Here is a 20,854-nt window from a genome sequence, read left to right on the forward strand (position 1 = left end):
AAATACTCTCTATCAATGATGAGGCATGCTGTCAGCTAACTCATGAACTGCTGACTTCACCTTAGCTTCCAGTTTGGACGTTACAAACACACCTGATAAACATGCAACCATACCAGCCATAGTTGGAATTGTTGCCATTGAAATACCAGATGCCATCAGTCTTGGGTTACCGGTACCTTGTACCGCCATAATTTCAAATACGGCGATCATACCGGTCACAGTACCTAACAAACCGACCATTGGACAAACAGCAACCAAAGTTTTGATTACATTAATCCGGTCATTCAGTTTGGTAGATGCCTCTGACACCCACGCGTCACGAATTTTATGCGCATACCAAGAGGTTGTATCTGCGCGGGCATGCCAGTCTGCAACAATTTTATTGCGCAGAGCAGGATACTCACGATTGATAAACCAAAAGCGCTCAATGATTAAAACCCACATCACAAAGAGCACGAAGGCGACAATATAAAGTACATCGCCGCCGGTAGCGATAAAATCCCTGACAGATTCCCAAAGCTCTATCAGGCTATGCATTACGCTTTCTCCTTCTCCGCGTGAGCAGCGATGATACCAGCGCTTTGCTCATCCAGGATATGCAGGATTGAATTTGATTTCGTTTGTAACATAGAGTGGATAAACAACAGTGGCAGAGCACATAACAGACCTTGTACAGTTGTTACTAATGCCATTGAAATTTGACCAGCCATGATTTTCGGGTCGCCAGTACCGTGCAGAGTAATCACCTGGAACGCACCGATCATACCGATAACTGTACCTAACAGACCTAACAACGGGCCTACAGCAGCAATCAGTTTCAGGATACCGATACCTTTTTCGATATCAGGAGTTTCACGCATGATAGCTTCGTCCAGTTTCAGCTCAAGGTTTTCTACGTCAACAGACTTGTTGTCGTGGTATACCTTCAGGATACGGCCTAAAGCGTTGTTGGTGTTTGGATTTGACAGGTTTTTCAGCTGAGCGTTGATTTTTGACGCTGCTGCAGTCAGAGCTACATAACGCACGGCACTGATTAATAAACCGATGATCAGTAATACAGTGATTACGTAACCTGGTGTACCGCCCTGGTGGAACTGTTCTTCCAATGTAGCTTCCTGAGTCTTCAGACGCAGTAAGTTACCACCTGTAGGGTCAACATAAACTGGTTTCAGTTCACCTGCAGTGGCGTTTTTAAACGCTGTCGCTTCAGATACGATATGCGATTCAGGCTGTTTTGCCAGAGGTTGCATTTCTTTGGTATCAGCATTGTACACCAGGTAACCGGCATCAGAAATCAGGTTGAATGAACCAACACGGGTAACGCTTGCCTGAGAAGAAGTGCCATCTAAAGCAACTACAGTACCTTCAAATTTAGATACTTTTGCTGACTCTGTCATTTCTGTTTGCAGAGCGATCCACAGCTCTTCCAGTTCAGAAATTGTTGGTAACTCTTTAGCAGTAGACAGTTTTTTCAGCAGTTCTTCACGGCCTTTATACTGAGCACTGATGTTAGATGTGGCAATAGCACCAATTGTTTCTGTGGCAGAACCACGAACGATACCAAACATTTCACCTAAAGTACCCTGAGCTGTTTGCAGCTCCTGTTCTTTAGTTGCAAGTTTGCCTTCGTTATCAGCAAATTGTTGAGTTAACGATTTACCGCGGGCTTCTTCTGCAGAAAAAGCAGCTTTTGCTTTGTTTAACAGCGCTTGTTTGTCAGCACGGTCAGACAGGAACTCTTGTTCGCGAGCCTGATCGATTTTGCCTTCTGACAGACGGTCTTTTTTAACTTGCTCTAACAGCTGATCTAATTTTGCCGTATCTGCAGCAGCAGTTAAACACACGCCAGCAGACATAGTCATCGCAGCTGCAATTACTAAACCTTTAAACACTTTCTTCATTTATTCTTACTCCGCTGCTAACACTGGAAGTTTTAACAATTCTGGGGCAGCTTGTTTGCCAGCTACACGAATCGCAAACTTGGTAGATTCCAGGTACTCTTGACCCAGAGCTTCCCACTGACCTGATGCTTTGTTGTACATCCAGGCTTGTTTTTCATCCAGAGATTGAGCTAACAGAGCTACACGACCCACGTAAACGTAGTTTACGGTGATTTCCTGACCGCCAACGTTCAGCTTGTCAGTGTAAGTTGTCATTGTCGTGCCCAGATCTTTTTCGATTTGGTAAGCTTCAATTACCAAACGGTACTGCTCAGAAGTGTTCACTGAAGCATTACCTAACACGTCACGTAAACGCTGAACACGTTCTAAACGTTTAGTGATATCAATTGGCATATCGGCTTTGATGAAAGCTTCCAGCGTATCAACCATTTTATACATTAATGGAACGATACCTTGCTTAGTACCTTCAATAGTACCAATCTGCTTATCCAAAGAAGCTAAAGTAGCATTCTGGTCAGCAACAAGATTAGCAACGTGATCGTTGTAAACTTTCAGGTTTTCAGTTTGTTCAACCAATGCCCGGTACTCAGCCAGCAATTCTTGCGACTGATCATAGATATTGTTGATTTTTTCTTGAGACTGAGCTGAAGCATTTGCGGTTTGCGCGTGTGCTTTTTGCAGTTCAGCTAAAGTAGTTGCTGATGCAACTCCACTTACTAAAGTGAAGGCACCAACGAATGCTGATGCGATCAGGCTTTTACGGATGTTATTGTTAGACATAGTTCCCAACCAATAATTGCTGATTAACGTAACCTGTATAGTGAAGGTCTGTTTTGTAATAAAACATGACCTGGTTAGAGGGTAAACCGCCCGCATCATTGCAGCAAAACTGGGGGTTGTCAATATAACGACAAACCCTCCAGCAAATGTTTTGCAACAAATTCTGCTTGCATTTTTACCCGGAATTACTGTTTAAATATTTGAATATCAAATTTTAAACAATCATTCATTTTTCCGTTTATTTAATGTTCGGAGTGAGCTTTCCCGACTCATATAACTTCACCATTTTCTCAAGAGAAATGGCTTTTATTTTTGACGCCTGACCAGCAGCCCCAAAGGCCTGGTAGCGATCTTTACAAATATCCGTCATCGCAATAACAGATGCTTGTAAATACTTGCGTGGATCAAACTCTGCCGGGTGTTGTGCCATAAAACGCCGGATAGCACCTGTTGAGGCTAAACGCAAATCAGTGTCGATGTTTATTTTACGAACGCCGTGTTTGATCCCTTCCTGGATTTGTTCTACCGGAACACCATAAGTTTCCGGAATTTTACCGCCGAATTCATTAATAACAGCCAACCATTCCTGAGGCACTGAACTTGAGCCATGCATCACTAAGTGGGTGTCCGGAATACGGGCATGAATTTCTTTAATACGGTCAATGGCCAGAATATCGCCCGTTGGCGGACGGCTGAATTTGTATGCACCATGCGAAGTGCCACAAGCAATGGCCAACGCATCAACACCTGTTGCTTTGACAAACTGCGCTGCTTCTTCCGGGTCTGTTAACATCTGGTCATGACTTAATACACAATCAGCACCGATACCGTCTTCTTCACCTGCAGCGCCTGTTTCGAGACTGCCAAGACATCCCAGTTCGCCTTCGACAGACACGCCACCTGCGTGCGCCATCTCAACAACACGGCGGGTCACATCAACGTTGTAATCATAATCTGTCGGTGTTTTACCATCAGTGCCTAAAGAGCCGTCCATCATCACTGATGAAAAACCAAGCTGAATGGCTTGTAAACAAATTGCCGGTGACGTGCCATGATCCTGATGCATCACCACAGGGATATGCGGAAACTCTTCCACAGCAGCCAGAATCAGATGACGCAAAAAAGGTGCTCCGGCATACTTGCGGGCACCGGCTGACGCCTGCACTATCACCGGGCTGTCAGTTGCATCGGCAGCCATCATGATGGCGCGCATTTGTTCAAGGTTGTTGACGTTAAATGCGGGTACTGCGTAACCAAATTCAGCCGCATGATCCAGCATCTGACGTAACGATATTAAAGCCATAGTTGTCTCTCTTTACTGTAGGGTATCAGGGAATACAGCGTTTCAACCCGCCCAGTCTTTGCCGGGTGCCAGATAGTTCTGGTCATAAGGTTTAATGCCACTGCATATTAATCAAAGTTTTACATCGTTTTTGCACGCTGCTCAAGAATTTCAACCGCAGGTAACACTTTACCTTCTAAAAACTCCAGGAAAGCACCACCACCTGTTGAGATATACGAAATCCGATCTGCAACACCATATTTATCAATAGCCGCTAAAGTGTCACCACCGCCGGCAATCGAAAAGGCATCACTTTGTGCTATAGCTTCAGCAATTGCTTTAGTACCTGCAGCAAACTGGTCAAATTCAAATACACCTACAGGACCATTCCAGACAATGGTGCCGGCAGTTTTCAGGATCTTAACTAAATCTGCGGTACTGTCTGGTCCAATATCAAAAATCATGTCATCAGCGGCAATGGCTGCAACTTGTTTTAACTCAGCAACAGCGTCTTCACTAAAAGCTTTACCCGTCACCACATCAGTAGGAACCGGAATATTACCGCCGTTCGCTTTGGCTGCAGCCATCAGACGCGCAGCTTCTGGAATTAAGTCGTTTTCACACAGCGACTTACCAACATTGTGGCCTGTTGCCGCAATAAAGGTATTGGCAATACCACCACCAACCACCAGTTGATCAACCACAGTCGACAAAGACTCAAGCACTGTCAGTTTAGTCGAAACTTTTGAACCGCCAACAATAGCAACTAAAGGGCGTTTTGGATTTTTAAGCGCAGCTGCCAAAGCGTCAAGCTCAGCTGCCAGCAACGGGCCAGCGCAAGCAACAGGGGCAAAACGGGCGACACCATGAGTAGTGGCCTGAGCGCGGTGAGCCGTCCCAAAAGCGTCCATCACAAAAACATCACATAAAGCCGCCAGTTTGCGTGACAAAGCCTCGTCGTTTTTACCTTCGCCTTTGTTAAAACGTACGTTTTCAAACACCACGACTTCACCGGCAGCCAGCTCAATACCATTCAGGTAATCTGTTGCTAACCGAACCGGAGCTTTTAATGCAGACTTCAGATAGTCGACCACAGGCAACATCGAGAATTCGGCGTCATAAACGCCCTCTTCCGGCCGGCCCAGATGCGAGCAAACCATCACTTTGGCGCCTTTGGCCAGTGCCAGTTCAATTGTTGGTAAAGCCGCACGTAACCGGGCATCCGAGGTGACTTTGCCGTTTTTTACCGGCACGTTCAGATCTTCGCGGATAAGCACACGTTTTCCGGCTAAATCCAAATCAGCCATCTTAATTACTGACATGACAAACTCCTTCTGAAAGAAAAGTAGAATCTGATTGCATCATGGCAAGGGCGGTGTCGATCATCCGGTTGGCAAAGCCCCACTCGTTGTCACACCAAACCAGACACTTCACCAGTCTTTTATGACTGACACGGGTCTGAGAGCCATCCACGATGCAGGAATGTGGATCATGATTAAAGTCGACCGACACCAAAGGCTCTTCGGTGTAGTCCAGAATCTGCGGTAATAAATTTGTTTTGGCATTTTTTAAAGCGGCGTTCACTTCTGCCACTGTCACATCCTGATGCAGGGTGACACTTAAATCCATGGCCGTCACATTCAGCGTCGGCACGCGCACTGCAATGGCCTCAAACCGACCGGCCAGATGCGGCATGATGCGTTCAATACCCCGGGCAAGTTTAGTGTCAACCGGAATAATAGACTGGCTGGCAGCTCTGGTACGGCGTAAATCCGGATGATAAGCGTCAATCACCTGCTGGTCATGCATTGAAGCGTGAATGGTGGTGATAGTGCCACTTTCCACACCAAAAACTTCATCCAATACACTTAAGACCGGCACTATACAGTTGGTGGTGCAGGAGCCGGCAGAAACCACCCGCATTGTCGGGGTCAGTTGTTGATGATTCACCCCAAAAATCACAGTAGCGTCGATATCGTGGCCTGCCGGATGCGAAAACAGCACCTTTTTGGCGCCGGCTGTTAAATGCAACATCGCATCAGCGCGGCTTGAAAATACACCAGTGCATTCTAAAACCACATCAACATTGAGTTCTGCCCAGGGCAAAGTTGCCGGATCAGCCAGATGAAACAGCGTAATTACATCCCCTGCCACGCTCAGCTCTTGCTGGTTGAGCTCAACCGGAAAATGAAAACGGCCATGGGAACTATCATATTTCAGCAAATGCGCCATGCCTTTGGCATCCGCCAGCTCATTGATAGCAACCACCTGGATCTGCTGCTGCAGATTATTTTCATAAATGGCACGCAGAATATTGCGACCGATCCGGCCAAAGCCGTTTATTGCAACTCGAATAGTCATGCTGTTCCGAAATTCAGTTAAAGCAAAGGGGCAATCTGCCCCTTTATTTGTTGGGATTAACCCAATAACTCTTCGGCGGCCGCCAGTACTTTGGCGGTGGTAATACCGAAATATTCAAACAGCTGCTCGGCTGGCGCAGATTCACCAAAGCTGGTCATGCCGATGATTTTGCCGGTTAAACCAACGTATTTGTACCAGCAGTCAACAATACCAGCTTCAACAGCAACACGTTTGGTGACTGTAGATGGCAGTACAGCTTCACGGTAAGCGGCGTCCTGCGCTTCAAACACGTCAGTTGATGGCATAGAAACCACCCGCACTTTTTTGCCTTTGGCTGTTAACTGAGCTGCTGCCTGCACCGCCAGCTCTACTTCTGAACCAGTGGCAATAAAAATCAGCTCTGGCGTGCCAGCACAATCGACCAGCACATAACCACCTCGGCGAATATCAGCAACCTGTGCTGGCGTGCGAGCTTGTTGGGCTAAATTCTGGCGGGTGAAAATTAACGTAGTTGGGCCTTCGGTGCGTTCAATGGCTGCTTGCCATGCCACTGCCGACTCCACCTGGTCGCACGGGCGCCAGTTCATCAGGTTTGGTGTCACACGCAATGAAGCTAATTGTTCCACCGGTTGGTGGGTTGGGCCATCTTCACCCAAACCAATTGAATCGTGGGTGTAGACAAAAATCACCCGTTGTTTCATTAAAGCGGCCATACGCACTGCGTTACGGGCATATTCCATAAACATCAGGAAAGTGGCGCCGTAAGGAATAAAACCACCGTGCAGCGCTATACCATTCATGATGGCGGACATACCAAATTCACGTACACCGTAATACAGGTAATTACCGCTGGCATCTTCGTTACTGACGCCTTTACTGCCAGACCAGATGGTCAGGTTAGAACCCGCTAAATCAGCAGATCCACCCAACATTTCCGGCAATAATGGGCCAAAAGCGTTTAAGGCATTTTGTGAAGCTTTACGGCTGGCAATAGCAGCTGGCGTTGCCTGCAATTGGGCAATATAAGCATCTGACTTTTCACGCCAATCAGTTGGCAACTCGCCCGCTAAACGGCGTGACAATTCTGCTGCCAGTTCTGGATGCGCAGCTGCATAAGCGGCAAATTGTTGTTGCCAGCTTTGCTGAGCGGCAGCGCCTTTGGCTTTTGCACTCCAGCCTTCATAGATGTCGGCCGGGATCTCAAATGGTGCATGTTCCCATTGCAAAAACTCACGGGAAGCGGCAATTTCTGCGTCACCCAGCGGTGCGCCGTGACAGTCGTGGCTGCCTGATTTATTCGGCGAGCCATAACCAATAATGGTTTTGCAACAAATTAAAGTAGGTTTGTCGGTCACGGCACGGGCTTCATCAATAGCGGCTCGTACAGCTTCTGAATCATGACCGTCGATGTTGCGCACCACATGCCAGCCATAAGCTTCAAAACGGGCCGGGGTATCATCGGTAAACCAGCCTTCAACATGACCGTCAATAGAAATACCGTTGTCATCCCAAAAAGCGATGAGTTTACCCAGGCCTAAAGTGCCGGCCAGAGAACAGGCTTCGTGAGAAATACCTTCCATTAAACAGCCATCACCTAAAAAGGTGTAAGTGTGGTGATCAACAATGTTGTGACCAGGACGGTTAAACTGAGCCGCCAGTGCTTTTTCTGCAATCGCCATACCCACTGCATTGGTAATGCCCTGGCCTAAAGGCCCAGTGGTGGTTTCAACACCAGGTGCATAACCATACTCAGGGTGACCCGGTGTTCTTGAATGTAATTGACGGAACTGTTTTAAATCGTCAATAGATAAATCGTAACCTGATAAATGCAACAGAGAATACAACAGCATAGAGCCGTGACCATTGGAGAGAATAAATCGGTCACGATTTGGCCAGCCCGGATCCTGTGGATTGTGGTTTAAATAATCCCGCCACAGTACTTCGGCGATATCCGCCATGCCCATAGGTGCACCTGGGTGACCCGATTTGGCTTTTTGTACTGCATCCATGCTCAGGGCGCGGATGGCGTTGGCGAGTTGTTTACGAGATGGCATTGTCACTCCTGCTACTTTTGTCAGATGGTTATCCGGTTATTGTGGTCTTCAACGCAGAGTCGCTCTGACGGCGTAACATTGTGCTGCGTTGGCTTTTTTACATGGTGGCATTAGTTCGGCGGTATTTTCCCAGAGCCACAGACTATTGGCAAATTTTAATCTTCAAACAGGGCTTTATTCACAAAGTTTTGATCCGCTTTTGCGATAGAGCGTATAGTGACAGCATGAAAGACGTCCGGGCGGCAGAAAATGCTGGCAATGGCATTTTACTTTCTCTAGAATACGCAGCCCAAAATTCCAGCGCCTGGCGCATTAACAACCAACTTGTGGAACACGTTACATGGCACAACACATTTTTACCTCAGAATCTGTTTCTGAAGGACATCCGGATAAGATCGCTGACCAGATTTCTGATGCGGTACTGGACGCCATTCTGGAACAAGATCCAAAAGCCCGTGTCGCCTGCGAAACTTTCGTTAAGACCGGTATGGTACTGGTTGGTGGTGAAATCACAACTTCGGCCTGGGTTGATATTGAAGAATTAACCCGCAGCACTATCCGTGAAATCGGTTATGTGCATTCTGATATGGGTTTTGATGCCAATTCCTGCGCTGTGTTAAGCGCTATTGGTAAACAATCACCAGACATCAATCAGGGTGTTGATAAAAAAGACCCGCGTGATCAGGGTGCAGGCGACCAGGGTCTGATGTTTGGTTATGCCAGCAACGAAACTGATGTATTAATGCCGGCACCTATTACTTATTCACACCGTCTGGTACAGCAACAGGCCAAAGTGCGCAAAGACGGCACCCTGCCCTGGTTACGTCCTGATGCAAAATCTCAGCTGTCTTTTATTTATGAAAACGGCAAGCCTGTTGGTATTGATGCTGTGGTTTTGTCCACCCAACACTGCGATACCATTTCTACCCCGGATTTACGTGAAGCTGTGATGGAGCACATTATTAAGCCTGTGCTGCCAGCTGAATGGTTAACTAAAAACACTAAGTTTTTTATTAATCCAACAGGTCGTTTTGTGATTGGTGGCCCTATGGGCGACTGTGGTTTAACCGGACGTAAAATCATCGTCGACAGTTACGGTGGTATGGCTCGTCACGGTGGTGGTGCTTTCTCTGGTAAAGATCCATCCAAAGTTGACCGTTCAGCTGCTTATGCTGCCCGTTATGTTGCCAAAAACATTGTGGCTGCCGGTCTTGCTGAACGTTGTGAAATTCAGGTGTCTTATGCCATTGGTGTAGCAGAGCCTACCTCAATCAGTCTGGAAACTTTTGGTACCAGCAAGATGGAAGAGCACCAGTTAATTGCGCTTATCCGCCGTCATTTTGACCTGCGCCCTTATGGTCTGATTGAAATGCTGCAACTGGAACGTCCAATCTACCGCGCAACAGCTGCTTATGGTCACTTTGGCCGTAACGAGTTCCCTTGGGAGCAAACCGACAAAGCGGCCGCGCTGCGCGCTGACGCAGGTTTGTAAAACAGCAGTACAGCTGTTTTATGCCGTGAAAAGGAGAGCTCAGGCTCTCCTTTTTGTTGTGCTTGCTCCAGGCTGATTTACAAAAAGTGCGATTCTCTGCACGAAAAAAGTCTTATCAAGTCATTCACAAATCAAATGTTTTTGTTGCGTTCACCAACAGATATTTTTATAACTGGCTGTGAAAAATCACTTTATTCACTTCTGCAGCAACACTTATAAGGAAAAAATATGTCTGCACCAACTTCTCCGGCAGCTGAGCCTGCGCGCAATAACTGGCTGGATCGTAGCCTGAACACCATTGAACGTGTTGGCAATAAACTGCCTGATCCCGCTGTATTGTTTGCCTTATTTATGTTTGCGGTCTGGGTGATTTCCTGGGCTTTATCCGGCGTTACTTTTGCCGAGATTGACCCAAGAACAGGCCAGCCAATTCAAATTATCAATTTACTGGAAGGTGGTGCTTTTACCGCTTTTATGGCCAAAATGGTCACCACTTTTGTCAGCTTCCCGCCGCTGGGTGTGGTGTTGGTTGCTATGTTAGGTTTAGGCGTTGCCGAATACACTGGTTTTATTAACGCTGGTTTACGTTCAATTTTGTCTTTTACGCCCAAAATGCTGCTGACGCCTGTGCTGATTGCCGTAGGCATTTTAAGCCACGTCGCAGTTGATGCCGGTTATGTACTGGTGATCCCGTTGGGCGCTGTGATTTTTTATGCGGCTGGCCGTCACCCACTGGCAGGTATTGCCGCTGCTTTTGCCGGGGTTTCCGGTGGTTTTTCCGCTTCATTATTTGTACCCAGCAGTCTGGACCCGCTCCTTGCCGGTTTAACTCAGGCTTCTGCCCGTTTGTCGGCCGATCCGGCTGCTGCGAGCCTCGTGATCAACCCGCTGAATAACTATTTCTTTACCACAGCTTCTGCTTTTTTAATTATTCTGATTGGCTGGTTCTTAACTGACAAAGTGATTGAACCAAGACTGAAACACACTGTAGTAGATGGCGACCCGGCAACTTTGCCAAGCATGGACACTTTACAGCCACAAGAGCGCAAAGGTTTACGTTTTGCCATGTTGTCGATGCTGCTGGCCGCCGGCGCATTAATTATTTCGGCTTCACTGGAAGGTTCAGCCTGGCGTGGCACTGACGGTAGCTTAACCCACAGCACAGCCCCTTTGATGCAATCTATTGTTGCCCTTATTCTGGTGTTTTTCTTAATTCCAGGTGTGGTGTACGGTTATGTCGCTGGTACAGTCAAAACCCACAGAGATGTGATTCAGGGCATGAGTAAAGCCATGAGTGGCATGGGTTATTACATTGTGATGGCGTTTTTTTGTGCTCAGTTTATTTACGCTTTTGGTCAATCAAATTTAGGCGCCCTTTTTGCGATTAAAGGCGCCAATGCATTAAAAGAAATGGCGCTGCCGCTGGGCGTGACCCTGATGGGCATAGTGCTGTTAACTGCAACAGTGAACTTACTGGTAGGTTCTGCTTCTGCCAAATGGGCGCTGATTGGTGCTGTGATGGTGCCTATGTTAATGCAACTGGGGGTATCCCCGGATCTGACCCAGGCCGCTTACCGGGTGGGCGACTCTTCTACCAATATTATCACGCCGTTAATGCCTTATTTCCCGCTGATTGTGGTGTTCTGTCAGAAGTACGTGAAATCTACAGGTATTGGCACTCTGATTGCCTTGATGTTGCCATTTTCAGTCACTTTACTGGTGCTGTGGACCTCTTTCCTGCTTGGTTTTTGGGCTTTGGATTTACCACTGGGTATAGGTTCAAGTTATACTTTCCCGGCCAGCAATGGCTAAGATTTTTACCTGATAAAAAAGGCGCTTTAAGCGCCTTTTTTATTGTTAAATCAAACACTAAGCTTGCTGTTTTATACGAGCCTGATTTATACGAGCCAGCCTTATACAAGCCTGATTTATGCAAGCCCGATTTAGCGGCCATCTCCTTGCCAACGGAATAACCAGGCTGACAACAACAAAAACGACACTGTCATCAGGCTTAGTATGCCAATTGGATAATGCAGCTCAGATAAGGTAGCGCCGTCGGTCATAATAGCGCGGGCAGCGGCCACTAAATGGGTCAACGGCAATATATCCGCCAGCCATTGCAACACTTGCGGCGCACCTTCAAGGCTAAACCAGACGCCGGATAAAATCATCATGGGCCAGCTGGCCATATTCAGCATACCGCCGGTCAGCTCTTCAGAGCGTGAACGGCAAGCAATAAGTAAACCCAAAGAAATCATCGCCATAGCTCCAAGTATGGTCACCAGCAATAAATCGATGTAACTGCCGAGCATGACAAAATCAAACAATAAATCACAACCGGCATAAATGGCGCTGGCAATCACCAGCACAATACCTAATCTGGAAAGTACCTGAGCACTGACAAACTCAAAGGCTGTTAAAGGTGTGGCCTGCAGCCGTTTTAATACTGAATTTTTCCGGTAGCGCACCAATACATAACCCACGCCAAACAAACAAGAAAACATCATGTTCATGCCCAAAATGCCGGGCAGCGCCCAGTCGACATAACGGATATTCCGCCCTGTCACTGTCTCTTTTTGCGCTGACGGCAAACTTTGCAACAGCAGTTTTTCCGCCAGATAACCTTTGGCCGAATTGTCATTGAGCCAATAGCGGTTTTGCTGAAAATCCACCAGCAAATCAAGTTGATGGTGTTGTAGCTTTTTTAGTGCTTCTTGCGAAACCGCATAAGGTACAAATTCCAGATAACGGGTCTGCATAAATGGCTGACTCTGATGGTTTATCGTACTGGCCTTTTGCAACACCCCTATTTTAAATTCGGCTTTATTGTCATTGCCAAACATCACCGCAAAACCTGCCACCAGCAGCACAGGGAAAATAAAATTCCAGGCCAATGACGACTTATCGCGCCAGAACTCCAGATTACGGGCTTTTAGCACCGCAAAAAAACGTCGAAACTGCATTGTTATACTCCAAAAGCCAGGTTGCTTTGCCAGAATGTGCGCTTAAGAGCCCTGTTGGGCTGTTGCACCAAATGCCGCTGTGAGCCTTACAGGCGACAATCGCAAGCCATATCAATCAGGTCGCCAGACTATGACCTGTCAGTTTTAAAAATAAATCATCAAGATTCGCCGATTTAATAAAAAGCCCTTCCAGCGAAATGCCCTGCGCCAATAACATGGTCAGGGTCTGTTCCACATCAGGGCTACTGATCTGCAAATAGCCGCCGCTACGACTGATGCTGGCATGTGCTGGTAACTGCGGCTGTTGGCCTCTGTCGGGTAACCGTATTAAAGCGCCACTAAAATGCTGATTTAACAGTGCTTCCGGTGTATCCAGCGCAATAATCCGGCCTTTATCCATAATCAGAATGTCGTCACAAAGTTGTTCTGCTTCATCCATATAGTGGGTTGTCAGGATCACAGTTCTGCCTTGTTGTTTAATTTGTTCTATCAGTTGCCAGAAGTTGCGTCTGGCATGGGGATCCAGCCCTGTGGTCGGCTCATCCAGGAAAATAATTTGTGGTTTATTCACCAGCGCCAGCGCCAACAACAACCGCTGACGTTGACCACCGGACAATTTGCGATGGTCCCTGTCCAGCAATTCAGTTAAATCACACAAACTCATAAGATCTTGCAGATCTGCAGGTTCAGGGTAAAAAGCCGCAAACAGCTCCAGCGTCTCTTTGACCGTTAAAAAATCCTGCAAAGCGGTTTGCTGAAACTGGACGCCGAGTTGTCTGAAATCAGTTTTGCTGGCTTTTTTACCATGATAAAAAATATCGCCGCTGTCGGCTTCAACCAGCCCTTCCAGCATTTCAATGGTGGTGGTTTTGCCGGCACCATTTGGGCCTAACAAACCAAAACAACGCCCCCGCTGCACAGCAAAACTGATACCGTCAACCGCCTTGACTTCACCATAATATTTTTTTAATTCACGCACTTGCAAAACTATGTCCATCAACACTCTCGTTGCAGCATTTTCCCGGACTTATGTTATACCCTTCAGAGCGGCTGCCTGCTACCATAGCGCTTTTATTTTGCGGAGCTTGTATGCGCATTCCAAGAATTTACCAGCCTGGCCTGTTACCACCGGGCGCTGAAATTGAACTTGCCGAAGACGCCGTCAATCATGTCGGCCGGGTACTGCGGATGCAAACCGGCGCTGAGCTTGTGTTATTTAATGGTGACGGTTTTAACTATCCGGCACAGATTGTTGAAACCGGCAAAAAAAATGTCCGGGTGAAGTTAGTTGCGGCCAACAACAATCCGGTGGAATCGCCGCTGCGTATTCATTTAGGTCAGGGTATTTCACGGGGCGACAGAATGGACTTTGCCATTCAAAAAGCGGTGGAACTTGGTGTCACTGAAATTACCCCACTTTTTACCGAACGTTGTGGGGTGAAACTAGACGCTGAGCGGCTGCAAAAACGCACTGAACAATGGCAAAAAATCGCCATCAGCGCTTGTGAACAAAGTGGCCGAAGTGTGGTGCCAATTGTTCACCCGGCGCTTTCGCTGGACAAATGGCTGGCACAAAACACAAATGAGCTGAAACTGACCTTGGATCCATGGGCCAAAGACACCATTAAGACTTTAAGACCAGTGTCGGCACTGCGACTGGTGATTGGCCCCGAAGGTGGTTTTAGCGACCGTGAAGTTGCACTCACTACCCAGGCCGGTTTTGTGGCAGTACAGCTTGGCCCCCGTGTGCTTCGTACCGAAACAGCAGCCCTTACCGCCATCAGCGCTTTGCAGCTGCAGATGGGTGATTTAGCCTGACGGCCTTTTTCAGAAGGAACATATTTTGTTAAAACTCGGCATAGTGATGGACCCGATTTCGGCCATTAATATTAAAAAAGACTCCAGTTTTGCCATGTTATTGCAAGCGCAAGCCCGTGGTTATCAGCTGCACTATATGGAAATGGCGGATTTGTATTTGCTGGATGGTGAAGCCAGAGCCAGCACCCGTTTGCTCAGCGTTGAACAAAACCCACATAGCTGGTACCAGTTTTTTGGCCAGCAGGATATCGCTCTTGCTGAGCTTGACGTGATTTTAATGCGTAAAGATCCGCCTTTTGATACCGAATATATTTACGCTACTTATATTCTGGAAAGAGCGGAAGACGAAGGCACTTTAATTGTGAATAAACCACAAAGCCTGCGGGATGCCAACGAAAAGCTGTACACCAGCTGGTTTGCCAAACACACGCCTAAAACCCTGGTCAGCCGTGATGCAACCAGGCTAAAAGAATTTTATAAAGCCGAGCAGGATGTGATTTTAAAACCACTGGACGGTATGGGCGGCGCTTCTATTTTCCGGTTAAAACCGGATGATGCTAACGTTAGCGTGATTATTGAAACCCTGACCGAACACGGCAGCCGTTATGCCATGGCCCAACGTTTTATTCCGGCCATTAAAGATGGTGACAAACGGGTGCTGGTGGTCAATGGTGAGCCTGTGCCTTATTGCCTGGCCCGTATTCCGGCCAGCGGTGAAACCCGTGGCAATCTGGCCGCTGGTGGCCGCGGCGAAGCCAGACCACTTTCTGACAGCGATTGGGCCATAGCCCGTGCTGTTGGCCCTACCCTGAAAGCCAAAGGGCTGATTTTTGTTGGCCTGGATATTATTGGCGACAAACTGACGGAAATTAATGTGACCAGCCCTACCTGCATCCGGGAAATAGAAGCGGCCTTCCCCGTCAGCATTACCGGACTATTATTTGATGAGATTGAAAAAATTCTGGCGGCAAAACAACGATAAGACGGAGAAGCTGATGGATGACTCAACAATGCACAGTTTACAAAATCACCTGCTGATTGCGATGCCTTCGCTTGACGACCCAATGTTTGGCCGCAGTGTCACTTATATCTGCGAGCACAATCAGGACGGCGCTATGGGTATAGTGATTAATCACCCTATGCCACTGAAAGTAGCTGAGCTGCTCAACCAGCTGGACATTGAATATAACGCCAAAAGTAAAGCAGCTGACGCGCAGGTTTGTGCCGGTGGCCCGGTGCAACATGACCGCGGTTTTGTGTTACATACGCCAAAAGCCGGTTTTGCCAGCAGTCTGCAGCTGACTGACGAGTTGATGGTCACCACCTCCAAAGATATTCTGGAACAACTCACCTCTGACAATGCCCCGGAAAAATTTATTCTGGCGTTAGGTTATGCCGGCTGGAGTGCAGGTCAGCTCGAGCAAGAGCTGGCTGATAATTCCTGGTTGGTGGTGCCAGCCGACAATCAGATTATTTTTGATTTATGCCATGCCGAAAAATGGCAAGGTGCCACGCAAAAACTGGGCATTCAAGCCTGGCAACTCAGCCCCGAAGCAGGACACGCCTGATGAGCGACAGCGGTAATATTTTAGCTTTTGATTATGGTTTAAAAAGTATTGGTGTAGCCATTGGCCAGCGCCTGACCGGCAGCGCCAGCACACTGAAGGCGCTCAAAGCCCAGGACGGTACGCCGGACTGGACCCAAATTGAAAAACTGCTGGCCGAGTGGCAACCGGCTTTTGTGGTGGTGGGTTTGCCACTAAATATGGACGGCACTGAACAGCCATTTACCGCTCGTGTGCATAAATTCTGCAACAGACTACATGGCCGTTTTGGCGTAAAAGTGCTGACGCAGGATGAACGTTTAACCACAGTAGACGCCAGAGCAGATTTATTCGCTCAGGGCGGTTTTAAAAAACTCAGCAAAGATGCGGTGGATTGCTGGTCAGCCAAATTGATACTGGAGAGCTTCTTTGACAATAATCCTGCCTGATGACGGCTTTGCGCCTACTTTAGATCACGGCGACGGTACTGTGCCTTTGGGTTATTACCAGCATTACAAAGGCAATGTGTATCAGCTGCTGGCTATTGCCACCCACAGTGAAGAGCAGCAACCTTATGCGGTGTACCGTGCTTTATATGGCAATTACGATTTGTGGTTAAGACCGCTGTCGATGTTTATTGAAAGTGTCATTATTCAGGGTGAAGAAGTACCGAGATTTCAGTTTATTGGCACGCAAAAACCGGCAGGTGTCTAAGCAGTGTTCTGGTGGAGCTCTGAGCCATGTTCTGGCAGAGCCCTGAGCTGTACCGTCACAACAAACGCAAGCAGATAAAAGCAAAAAGGCAGCCAAGGCTGCCTTTTTAATACAACAAATTTTTATTGATCTTCGGGTTTGGTCAAGCCGTCCACAGTGACATTACTGAGGAAACCGGCGCCGGCAGTTTCGTTATTACGCAGTTTAATCATCAAACGTAAATCATTCGGTGAATCAGCATGATGCAATGCGTCGGCATAACTGATTTGGTTACGCTGATACAAGTCATACAAGGCCTGGTCAAAGGTTTGCATACCAAGTTCACGCGATTTGCTCATCACAGCTTTAACTTCGTCAATTTCACCGCGCTTAATTAAATCAGCCACTAACGGAGAATTCAGCAACACTTCAATAGCAGCAATACGACGGGTACCATCAGGTGTTGGAATAAGTTGCTGCGCCACAATAGCACGCAGGTTTAATGACAAATCAAACAACAATTTACCGTGTTTTTCTTTCGGCACTAAGTGCATGATACGGTCGATGGCCTGGTTGGCGTTGTTGGCGTGCAAAGTGGCTATACATAAATGGCCGGTCTCAGCAAAAGACAACGCATATTCCATAGTGTCCTGGCTACGAATTTCACCAATCAGTATCACATCAGGTGCCTGGCGCAATGAGCTTTTTAATGCAGCATCAAAAGATTCAGTGTCGATGCCCACTTCACGTTGGGTGATGAGGCTTTTTTGATGATCGTGCACAAATTCAATTGGATCCTCAATCGTCAGAATATGGCCGCGGGCGTTTTTATTCCGATAACCAATTAAAGCCGCTAAAGAAGTCGATTTACCTGTGCCGGTGCCACCGACAAAAAGCACCAGTCCCCTTTTGGACATAATGATTTCTTTTAAAATGGGCGGCAAACCCAAATCGTCGGCATTTGGGATAGTGGTCACAATACGGCGCACCACCATACCGGCCTGATCCCGCTGAAAAAACGCCGAAACCCGGAACCGGCCGGCGTCATTGGCCACCGCAAAGTTACATTCTTTGTGGGTCATAAATTCATTTTTTTGTTTTTCATTCATCGCGGCCAACACAATAGCCAACGAATCCTCGGCGGTTAACGGTGTTTCATCAATAGGTAATAACTCACCGTTAATTTTTGCTGCCACCGGCATGCCAGCGGTGACAAACATGTCCGATGCCTTGGCATCCACCATTTTTTGCAGCAGTTTAACCAAATCCATCATCACAACTCCTAAATCCGGCCCATAGCACCAAAGGCGTTTTTATCCTGCGCTTTGGCCAAAGCGTCTTGTTTGGTAATCAAACCACGGTTGACCAGATTTAATAAACACTGATCCATGGTCTGCATGCCATGAGCGGCGCCGGTTTGAATCACCGAATACATCTGGGCAATTTTATCTTCACGGATAAGGTTTCGGATGGCAGGTAAACCCACCATAATTTCGTGTGCCGCCACCCGGCCGCCCCCTACTTTTTTCAGCAACGTTTGGGAAATAACAGCCCGCAGCGACTCTGACAACATAGAACGCACCATGGCTTTTTCTTCACCAGGGAAGACGTCGATAATACGGTCGATAGTTTTTGGCGCTGAGGTGGTGTGCAGGGTGCCAAACACTAAGTGGCCGGTTTCTGCTGCTGTCATGGCAAGACGGATAGTTTCCAAATCCCGCAATTCACCCACCAAAATAACATCAGGGTCTTCCCGCAGCGCCGAACGAAGGGCGTTAGAAAAACTTAAAGTATCGCGGTGTACTTCCCGCTGGTTCACCAGACAAAGTTTGTTGTGATGCACAAATTCGATTGGATCTTCAATGGTCAGAATATGGTCATGGCGGGTGGTATTGATGTAATCGACCATAGCAGCCAGGGTGGTAGACTTACCCGAACCCGTTGGTCCTGTCACCAGCACTAAACCCCGTGGGTTTTCTGCTATGGTGCGGAATACTTCAGGGGTGCCTAAATCGTCCAGACTTAATACTTCACTTGGGATGGTACGAAATACCGCAGCAGCACCGCGGTTCTGCACAAAAGCATTGACACGAAAACGTGCAAGGCCTGGTACTTCAAAGGAAAAATCCGACTCTAAACGTTCTTCGTATTCTTTACGCTGCTTATCGGTCATAATGTCGTACACCAGCGCATGGACATCTTTATGCGTCAGCGGTGGAATATTCAGGCGACGCACGTCACCGTCAACCCTGATCAAAGGCGGTACGCCAGCCGACAAGTGTAAGTCCGAAGCTTTGTGTTGTACGCTAAAGGCTAATAATTCGGTGATATCCATGACAAAATGTACTCCTGTTTGCCAGAAATGAATGAAATAAACCACAATAAGTCAGGCTTTAATGGATAACAACATAGCAGAACGACTGAGTTCAGCCTACCGCCAGATGGCAGAAATTCAGCAGAAAAATCCGGCTTTCGCCTCAAGTGCCCAATTAATCGCCGTTAGTAAAACCAAACCCGGCCTGATGGTGCAACAAGCTTATGTCGCCGGGCAAAAAGCCTTTGGCGAAAACTATGTGCAGGAGCTGGTGCAAAAAGCCACTGAACTTGCGCATCTTCCTGATTTAGAATGGCATTTTATTGGGCCTATTCAGTCAAACAAAACCCGTGACATTGCCCGTTTTGCCCATTGGGTACACAGCATTGACCGGCTGAAAATTGCCGGGCGTTTATCAGCGCAGCGCCCCGCTACCATGGCGCCGTTAAAACTGCTGATTCAGGTGAATATCAGCGCAGAAGACAGCAAAGCCGGTGTATTGCCTGCCGATGTATTACCACTGGCAAGGCAAATCAGCACCTTGGCACAAGTACAGCTTTGTGGCCTGATGGCCATTCCGGCTCCGGCCGTAAACCACGACAACAGCCAGGCTTTTGCCGCTATGCAGGCGTTGTCAAAAGCGCTGCAACAGGAATTTCCACAAGCAAATCAGTTGTCGATGGGCATGTCAGACGACTGGCAACAAGCCCTGACATTCGGGGCAACTATGATAAGATTAGGCACAGCCATTTTCGGCGCGCGGGAAACGCAACTTTATGAATGAAAATACCATCGCATTTATCGGCGCCGGCAATATGGCGCGTTCTGTGATTGCAGCCTTAGTCAAACAAGGTTATCCAAAAGAAAACATCATCGCTACCAATCCAACAACACCAAAGTTAGATGCACTGGCGGCAGATTTTGGCATTGAAGTCAGCACCGACAATATCAAAGCCGTCAAACTGGCCGATGTCATAGTGCTTTGTGTTAAACCACAAATGATGGCGCAGGTGTGCACTGAGCTTCTGGCTGGTGCACCGGAAATTTTTGAAAAGTTGTTTGTCACAGTCGCAGCAGGTTTGCCGGTGGCGCATTACCAGCGCTGGCTGGGTGAAGAAGTTCGGCTGGTGCGTGCTATGCCTAATACGCCGGCTCAGGTCGGTTTAGGCGTGACTGGTTTATTCCCGCACCGGCTGTCCAATTATGAAAAATCTTTTGTTGATCAGCTGTTCAGCGGCTGTGGTATCACCAGTTGGCTCGAAAAAGAAAGCCAAATCAACGACATTATTGCGGTGACCGGCAGTGCACCTGCGTATTTTTTCTATTTTATGCAAGCCATTCAGCAAGGCGCAGAAGAACTCGGTTTTGCTGCTGAAGAAGCCCGCGCTATGGTCGTGCAAACAGCGCTGGGGGCTGCCACTTTGGCCTTACAGTCGCCACTTAGTTTTGCTGAACTGCGCGCTCAGGTTACCAGCAAAGGGGGCACCACTCATGAAGCCATTGAAAGATTCAAACAAGGTGATTTGGAAGCTTTAGTGCAAAACGCAATGAAAGCAGCGATAACCAGAGCCGAAGAAATGGCCAAAACCCTGTAATGGGGTTTTAGCCGCAATAACCTAAAGTCTGAATATAAATAACCAGCTATCCATTGA

The 20,854-nt window shown here is 47.6% G+C and carries 20 protein-coding genes; 9 read left to right on the plus strand and 11 right to left on the minus strand.

The annotated features are described in order from the left end of the window. Window positions 1-12 precede the first annotated feature (12 nt). The 7 genes from RCH83_RS03460 to tkt all read right to left on the minus strand — a co-directional run bounded on the left by RCH83_RS03460 (window position 13) and on the right by tkt (window position 8,378). Entirely contained in the window at window positions 13-537 is a 525-nt protein-coding gene (locus tag RCH83_RS03460) for a MotA/TolQ/ExbB proton channel family protein (protein ID WP_306519053.1), read from the minus strand. After that, window positions 537-1,901: a MotA/TolQ/ExbB proton channel family protein gene (locus RCH83_RS03465; protein WP_306519055.1), complete on the minus strand. Its 1,365-nt coding sequence runs from the start codon at window positions 1,899-1,901 to the stop codon at window positions 537-539. The genes RCH83_RS03460 and RCH83_RS03465 overlap by 1 nt, the downstream gene beginning before the upstream one ends. A gap of 6 nt (window positions 1,902-1,907) precedes the next feature. Further along, complete coding sequence (locus tag RCH83_RS03470; RefSeq protein ID WP_306519057.1) at window positions 1,908-2,681, minus strand: DUF3450 domain-containing protein; 774 nt, start codon at window positions 2,679-2,681, stop codon at window positions 1,908-1,910. Between the two features lie 238 nt (window positions 2,682-2,919). Beyond that, the gene (fba, locus tag RCH83_RS03475) at window positions 2,920-3,984 is read right to left on the minus strand and encodes a class II fructose-bisphosphate aldolase (RefSeq protein ID WP_306519059.1); all 1,065 of its coding nucleotides are present in this window, start codon (window positions 3,982-3,984) and stop codon (window positions 2,920-2,922) included. 119 nt (window positions 3,985-4,103) lie between these two features. Next, entirely contained in the window at window positions 4,104-5,285 is a 1,182-nt protein-coding gene (locus RCH83_RS03480) for a phosphoglycerate kinase (protein WP_306519061.1), read from the minus strand. Continuing rightward, complete coding sequence (gene epd / locus RCH83_RS03485; protein ID WP_306519063.1) at window positions 5,272-6,324, minus strand: erythrose-4-phosphate dehydrogenase; 1,053 nt, start codon at window positions 6,322-6,324, stop codon at window positions 5,272-5,274. Before epd ends, RCH83_RS03480 begins: the two co-directional genes overlap by 14 nt. A 56-nt stretch (window positions 6,325-6,380) precedes the next feature. Next, a complete protein-coding gene (gene tkt, locus RCH83_RS03490) occupies window positions 6,381-8,378 on the minus strand; it encodes a transketolase (RefSeq protein ID WP_306519065.1) in 1,998 nt (665 codons plus the stop codon). A 340-nt stretch (window positions 8,379-8,718) separates the two neighbouring features. Here tkt and metK point away from each other — a divergent pair, with 340 nt between their 5' ends. Together metK and RCH83_RS03500 are read left to right on the plus strand one after the other, a co-directional pair. After that, the gene (gene metK / locus RCH83_RS03495) at window positions 8,719-9,870 is read left to right on the plus strand and encodes a methionine adenosyltransferase (RefSeq protein WP_306519067.1); all 1,152 of its coding nucleotides are present in this window, start codon (window positions 8,719-8,721) and stop codon (window positions 9,868-9,870) included. A 228-nt stretch (window positions 9,871-10,098) separates the two neighbouring features. Next, window positions 10,099-11,682: an AbgT family transporter gene (locus RCH83_RS03500; RefSeq protein WP_306519069.1), complete on the plus strand. Its 1,584-nt coding sequence runs from the start codon at window positions 10,099-10,101 to the stop codon at window positions 11,680-11,682. Between the two features lie 131 nt (window positions 11,683-11,813). Here RCH83_RS03500 and RCH83_RS03505 read toward each other — a convergent pair whose 3' ends face one another. Together RCH83_RS03505 and RCH83_RS03510 are read right to left on the minus strand one after the other, a co-directional pair. Continuing rightward, the gene (locus RCH83_RS03505) at window positions 11,814-12,833 is read right to left on the minus strand and encodes an ABC transporter permease (RefSeq protein ID WP_306519071.1); all 1,020 of its coding nucleotides are present in this window, start codon (window positions 12,831-12,833) and stop codon (window positions 11,814-11,816) included. A 115-nt stretch (window positions 12,834-12,948) separates the two neighbouring features. Continuing rightward, entirely contained in the window at window positions 12,949-13,830 is an 882-nt protein-coding gene (locus tag RCH83_RS03510) for an ABC transporter ATP-binding protein (protein WP_306519073.1), read from the minus strand. A 92-nt stretch (window positions 13,831-13,922) separates the two neighbouring features. Here RCH83_RS03510 and rsmE point away from each other — a divergent pair, with 92 nt between their 5' ends. From rsmE to RCH83_RS03535, 5 genes are read left to right on the plus strand one after another with little or no spacing between them, the layout of a single operon-like run. Next, window positions 13,923-14,651 carry a 16S rRNA (uracil(1498)-N(3))-methyltransferase gene (gene rsmE / locus RCH83_RS03515; RefSeq protein ID WP_306519075.1) on the plus strand — a complete coding sequence of 243 codons (729 nt, stop codon included), beginning with the start codon at window positions 13,923-13,925 and terminating at the stop codon, window positions 14,649-14,651. A gap of 22 nt (window positions 14,652-14,673) precedes the next feature. Continuing rightward, entirely contained in the window at window positions 14,674-15,633 is a 960-nt protein-coding gene (gene gshB / locus RCH83_RS03520; RefSeq protein ID WP_306519134.1) for a glutathione synthase, read from the plus strand. Between the two features lie 28 nt (window positions 15,634-15,661). Beyond that, window positions 15,662-16,219 (plus strand): YqgE/AlgH family protein, encoded by a 558-nt coding sequence (locus RCH83_RS03525; RefSeq protein WP_306519136.1) that lies wholly within the window; start codon window positions 15,662-15,664, stop codon window positions 16,217-16,219. Then, window positions 16,219-16,644: a Holliday junction resolvase RuvX gene (gene ruvX / locus RCH83_RS03530; RefSeq protein WP_306519077.1), complete on the plus strand. Its 426-nt coding sequence runs from the start codon at window positions 16,219-16,221 to the stop codon at window positions 16,642-16,644. Before RCH83_RS03525 ends, ruvX begins: the two co-directional genes overlap by 1 nt. Beyond that, complete coding sequence (locus RCH83_RS03535; RefSeq protein ID WP_306519079.1) at window positions 16,625-16,909, plus strand: DUF1653 domain-containing protein; 285 nt, start codon at window positions 16,625-16,627, stop codon at window positions 16,907-16,909. Before ruvX ends, RCH83_RS03535 begins: the two co-directional genes overlap by 20 nt. A gap of 122 nt (window positions 16,910-17,031) precedes the next feature. Here RCH83_RS03535 and RCH83_RS03540 read toward each other — a convergent pair whose 3' ends face one another. Beyond that, window positions 17,032-18,159, minus strand: a complete 1,128-nt coding sequence (locus RCH83_RS03540; RefSeq protein WP_306519138.1) for a PilT/PilU family type 4a pilus ATPase — start codon at window positions 18,157-18,159, stop codon at window positions 17,032-17,034. Between the two features lie 11 nt (window positions 18,160-18,170). After that, window positions 18,171-19,223 (minus strand): type IV pilus twitching motility protein PilT, encoded by a 1,053-nt coding sequence (locus RCH83_RS03545; protein ID WP_306519081.1) that lies wholly within the window; start codon window positions 19,221-19,223, stop codon window positions 18,171-18,173. A 61-nt stretch (window positions 19,224-19,284) separates the two neighbouring features. On the opposite strand from RCH83_RS03545, the gene RCH83_RS03550 reads away from it, so the two are divergent. Next, complete coding sequence (locus RCH83_RS03550) at window positions 19,285-19,986, plus strand: YggS family pyridoxal phosphate-dependent enzyme (RefSeq protein WP_306519083.1); 702 nt, start codon at window positions 19,285-19,287, stop codon at window positions 19,984-19,986. After that, complete coding sequence (gene proC, locus RCH83_RS03555; protein ID WP_306519085.1) at window positions 19,979-20,797, plus strand: pyrroline-5-carboxylate reductase; 819 nt, start codon at window positions 19,979-19,981, stop codon at window positions 20,795-20,797. The genes RCH83_RS03550 and proC overlap by 8 nt, the downstream gene beginning before the upstream one ends. The last annotated feature ends 57 nt before the right edge of the window (window positions 20,798-20,854 follow it).

It is taken from the genome of Rheinheimera sp., assembly GCF_030824435.1.
GTDB lineage: Bacteria > Pseudomonadota > Gammaproteobacteria > Enterobacterales > Alteromonadaceae > Pararheinheimera.

What these genes read in the sequence shown, in the direction of transcription:
- RCH83_RS03465 (WP_306519055.1), bottom strand. Translation starts at nt 1,901, where the DNA reads ATGAAGAAAGTGTTTAAAGGTTTAGTAATTGCAGCTGCGATGACTATG.
- metK (WP_306519067.1), top strand. Translation starts at nt 8,719, where the DNA reads ATGGCACAACACATTTTTACCTCAGAATCTGTTTCTGAAGGACATCCG.
- tkt (WP_306519065.1), bottom strand. Translation starts at nt 8,378, where the DNA reads ATGCCATCTCGTAAACAACTCGCCAACGCCATCCGCGCCCTGAGCATG.
- RCH83_RS03470 (WP_306519057.1), bottom strand. Translation starts at nt 2,681, where the DNA reads ATGTCTAACAATAACATCCGTAAAAGCCTGATCGCATCAGCATTCGTT.
- epd (WP_306519063.1), bottom strand. Translation starts at nt 6,324, where the DNA reads ATGACTATTCGAGTTGCAATAAACGGCTTTGGCCGGATCGGTCGCAAT.
- ruvX (WP_306519077.1), top strand. Translation starts at nt 16,219, where the DNA reads ATGAGCGACAGCGGTAATATTTTAGCTTTTGATTATGGTTTAAAAAGT.
- RCH83_RS03540 (WP_306519138.1), bottom strand. Translation starts at nt 18,159, where the DNA reads ATGGATTTGGTTAAACTGCTGCAAAAAATGGTGGATGCCAAGGCATCG.
- RCH83_RS03545 (WP_306519081.1), bottom strand. Translation starts at nt 19,223, where the DNA reads ATGGATATCACCGAATTATTAGCCTTTAGCGTACAACACAAAGCTTCG.
- RCH83_RS03480 (WP_306519061.1), bottom strand. Translation starts at nt 5,285, where the DNA reads ATGTCAGTAATTAAGATGGCTGATTTGGATTTAGCCGGAAAACGTGTG.
- proC (WP_306519085.1), top strand. Translation starts at nt 19,979, where the DNA reads ATGAATGAAAATACCATCGCATTTATCGGCGCCGGCAATATGGCGCGT.
- rsmE (WP_306519075.1), top strand. Translation starts at nt 13,923, where the DNA reads ATGCGCATTCCAAGAATTTACCAGCCTGGCCTGTTACCACCGGGCGCT.
- fba (WP_306519059.1), bottom strand. Translation starts at nt 3,984, where the DNA reads ATGGCTTTAATATCGTTACGTCAGATGCTGGATCATGCGGCTGAATTT.
- RCH83_RS03505 (WP_306519071.1), bottom strand. Translation starts at nt 12,833, where the DNA reads ATGCAGTTTCGACGTTTTTTTGCGGTGCTAAAAGCCCGTAATCTGGAG.
- RCH83_RS03460 (WP_306519053.1), bottom strand. Translation starts at nt 537, where the DNA reads ATGCATAGCCTGATAGAGCTTTGGGAATCTGTCAGGGATTTTATCGCT.
- RCH83_RS03510 (WP_306519073.1), bottom strand. Translation starts at nt 13,830, where the DNA reads ATGGACATAGTTTTGCAAGTGCGTGAATTAAAAAAATATTATGGTGAA.
- RCH83_RS03550 (WP_306519083.1), top strand. Translation starts at nt 19,285, where the DNA reads ATGGATAACAACATAGCAGAACGACTGAGTTCAGCCTACCGCCAGATG.
- RCH83_RS03500 (WP_306519069.1), top strand. Translation starts at nt 10,099, where the DNA reads ATGTCTGCACCAACTTCTCCGGCAGCTGAGCCTGCGCGCAATAACTGG.
- RCH83_RS03525 (WP_306519136.1), top strand. Translation starts at nt 15,662, where the DNA reads ATGCACAGTTTACAAAATCACCTGCTGATTGCGATGCCTTCGCTTGAC.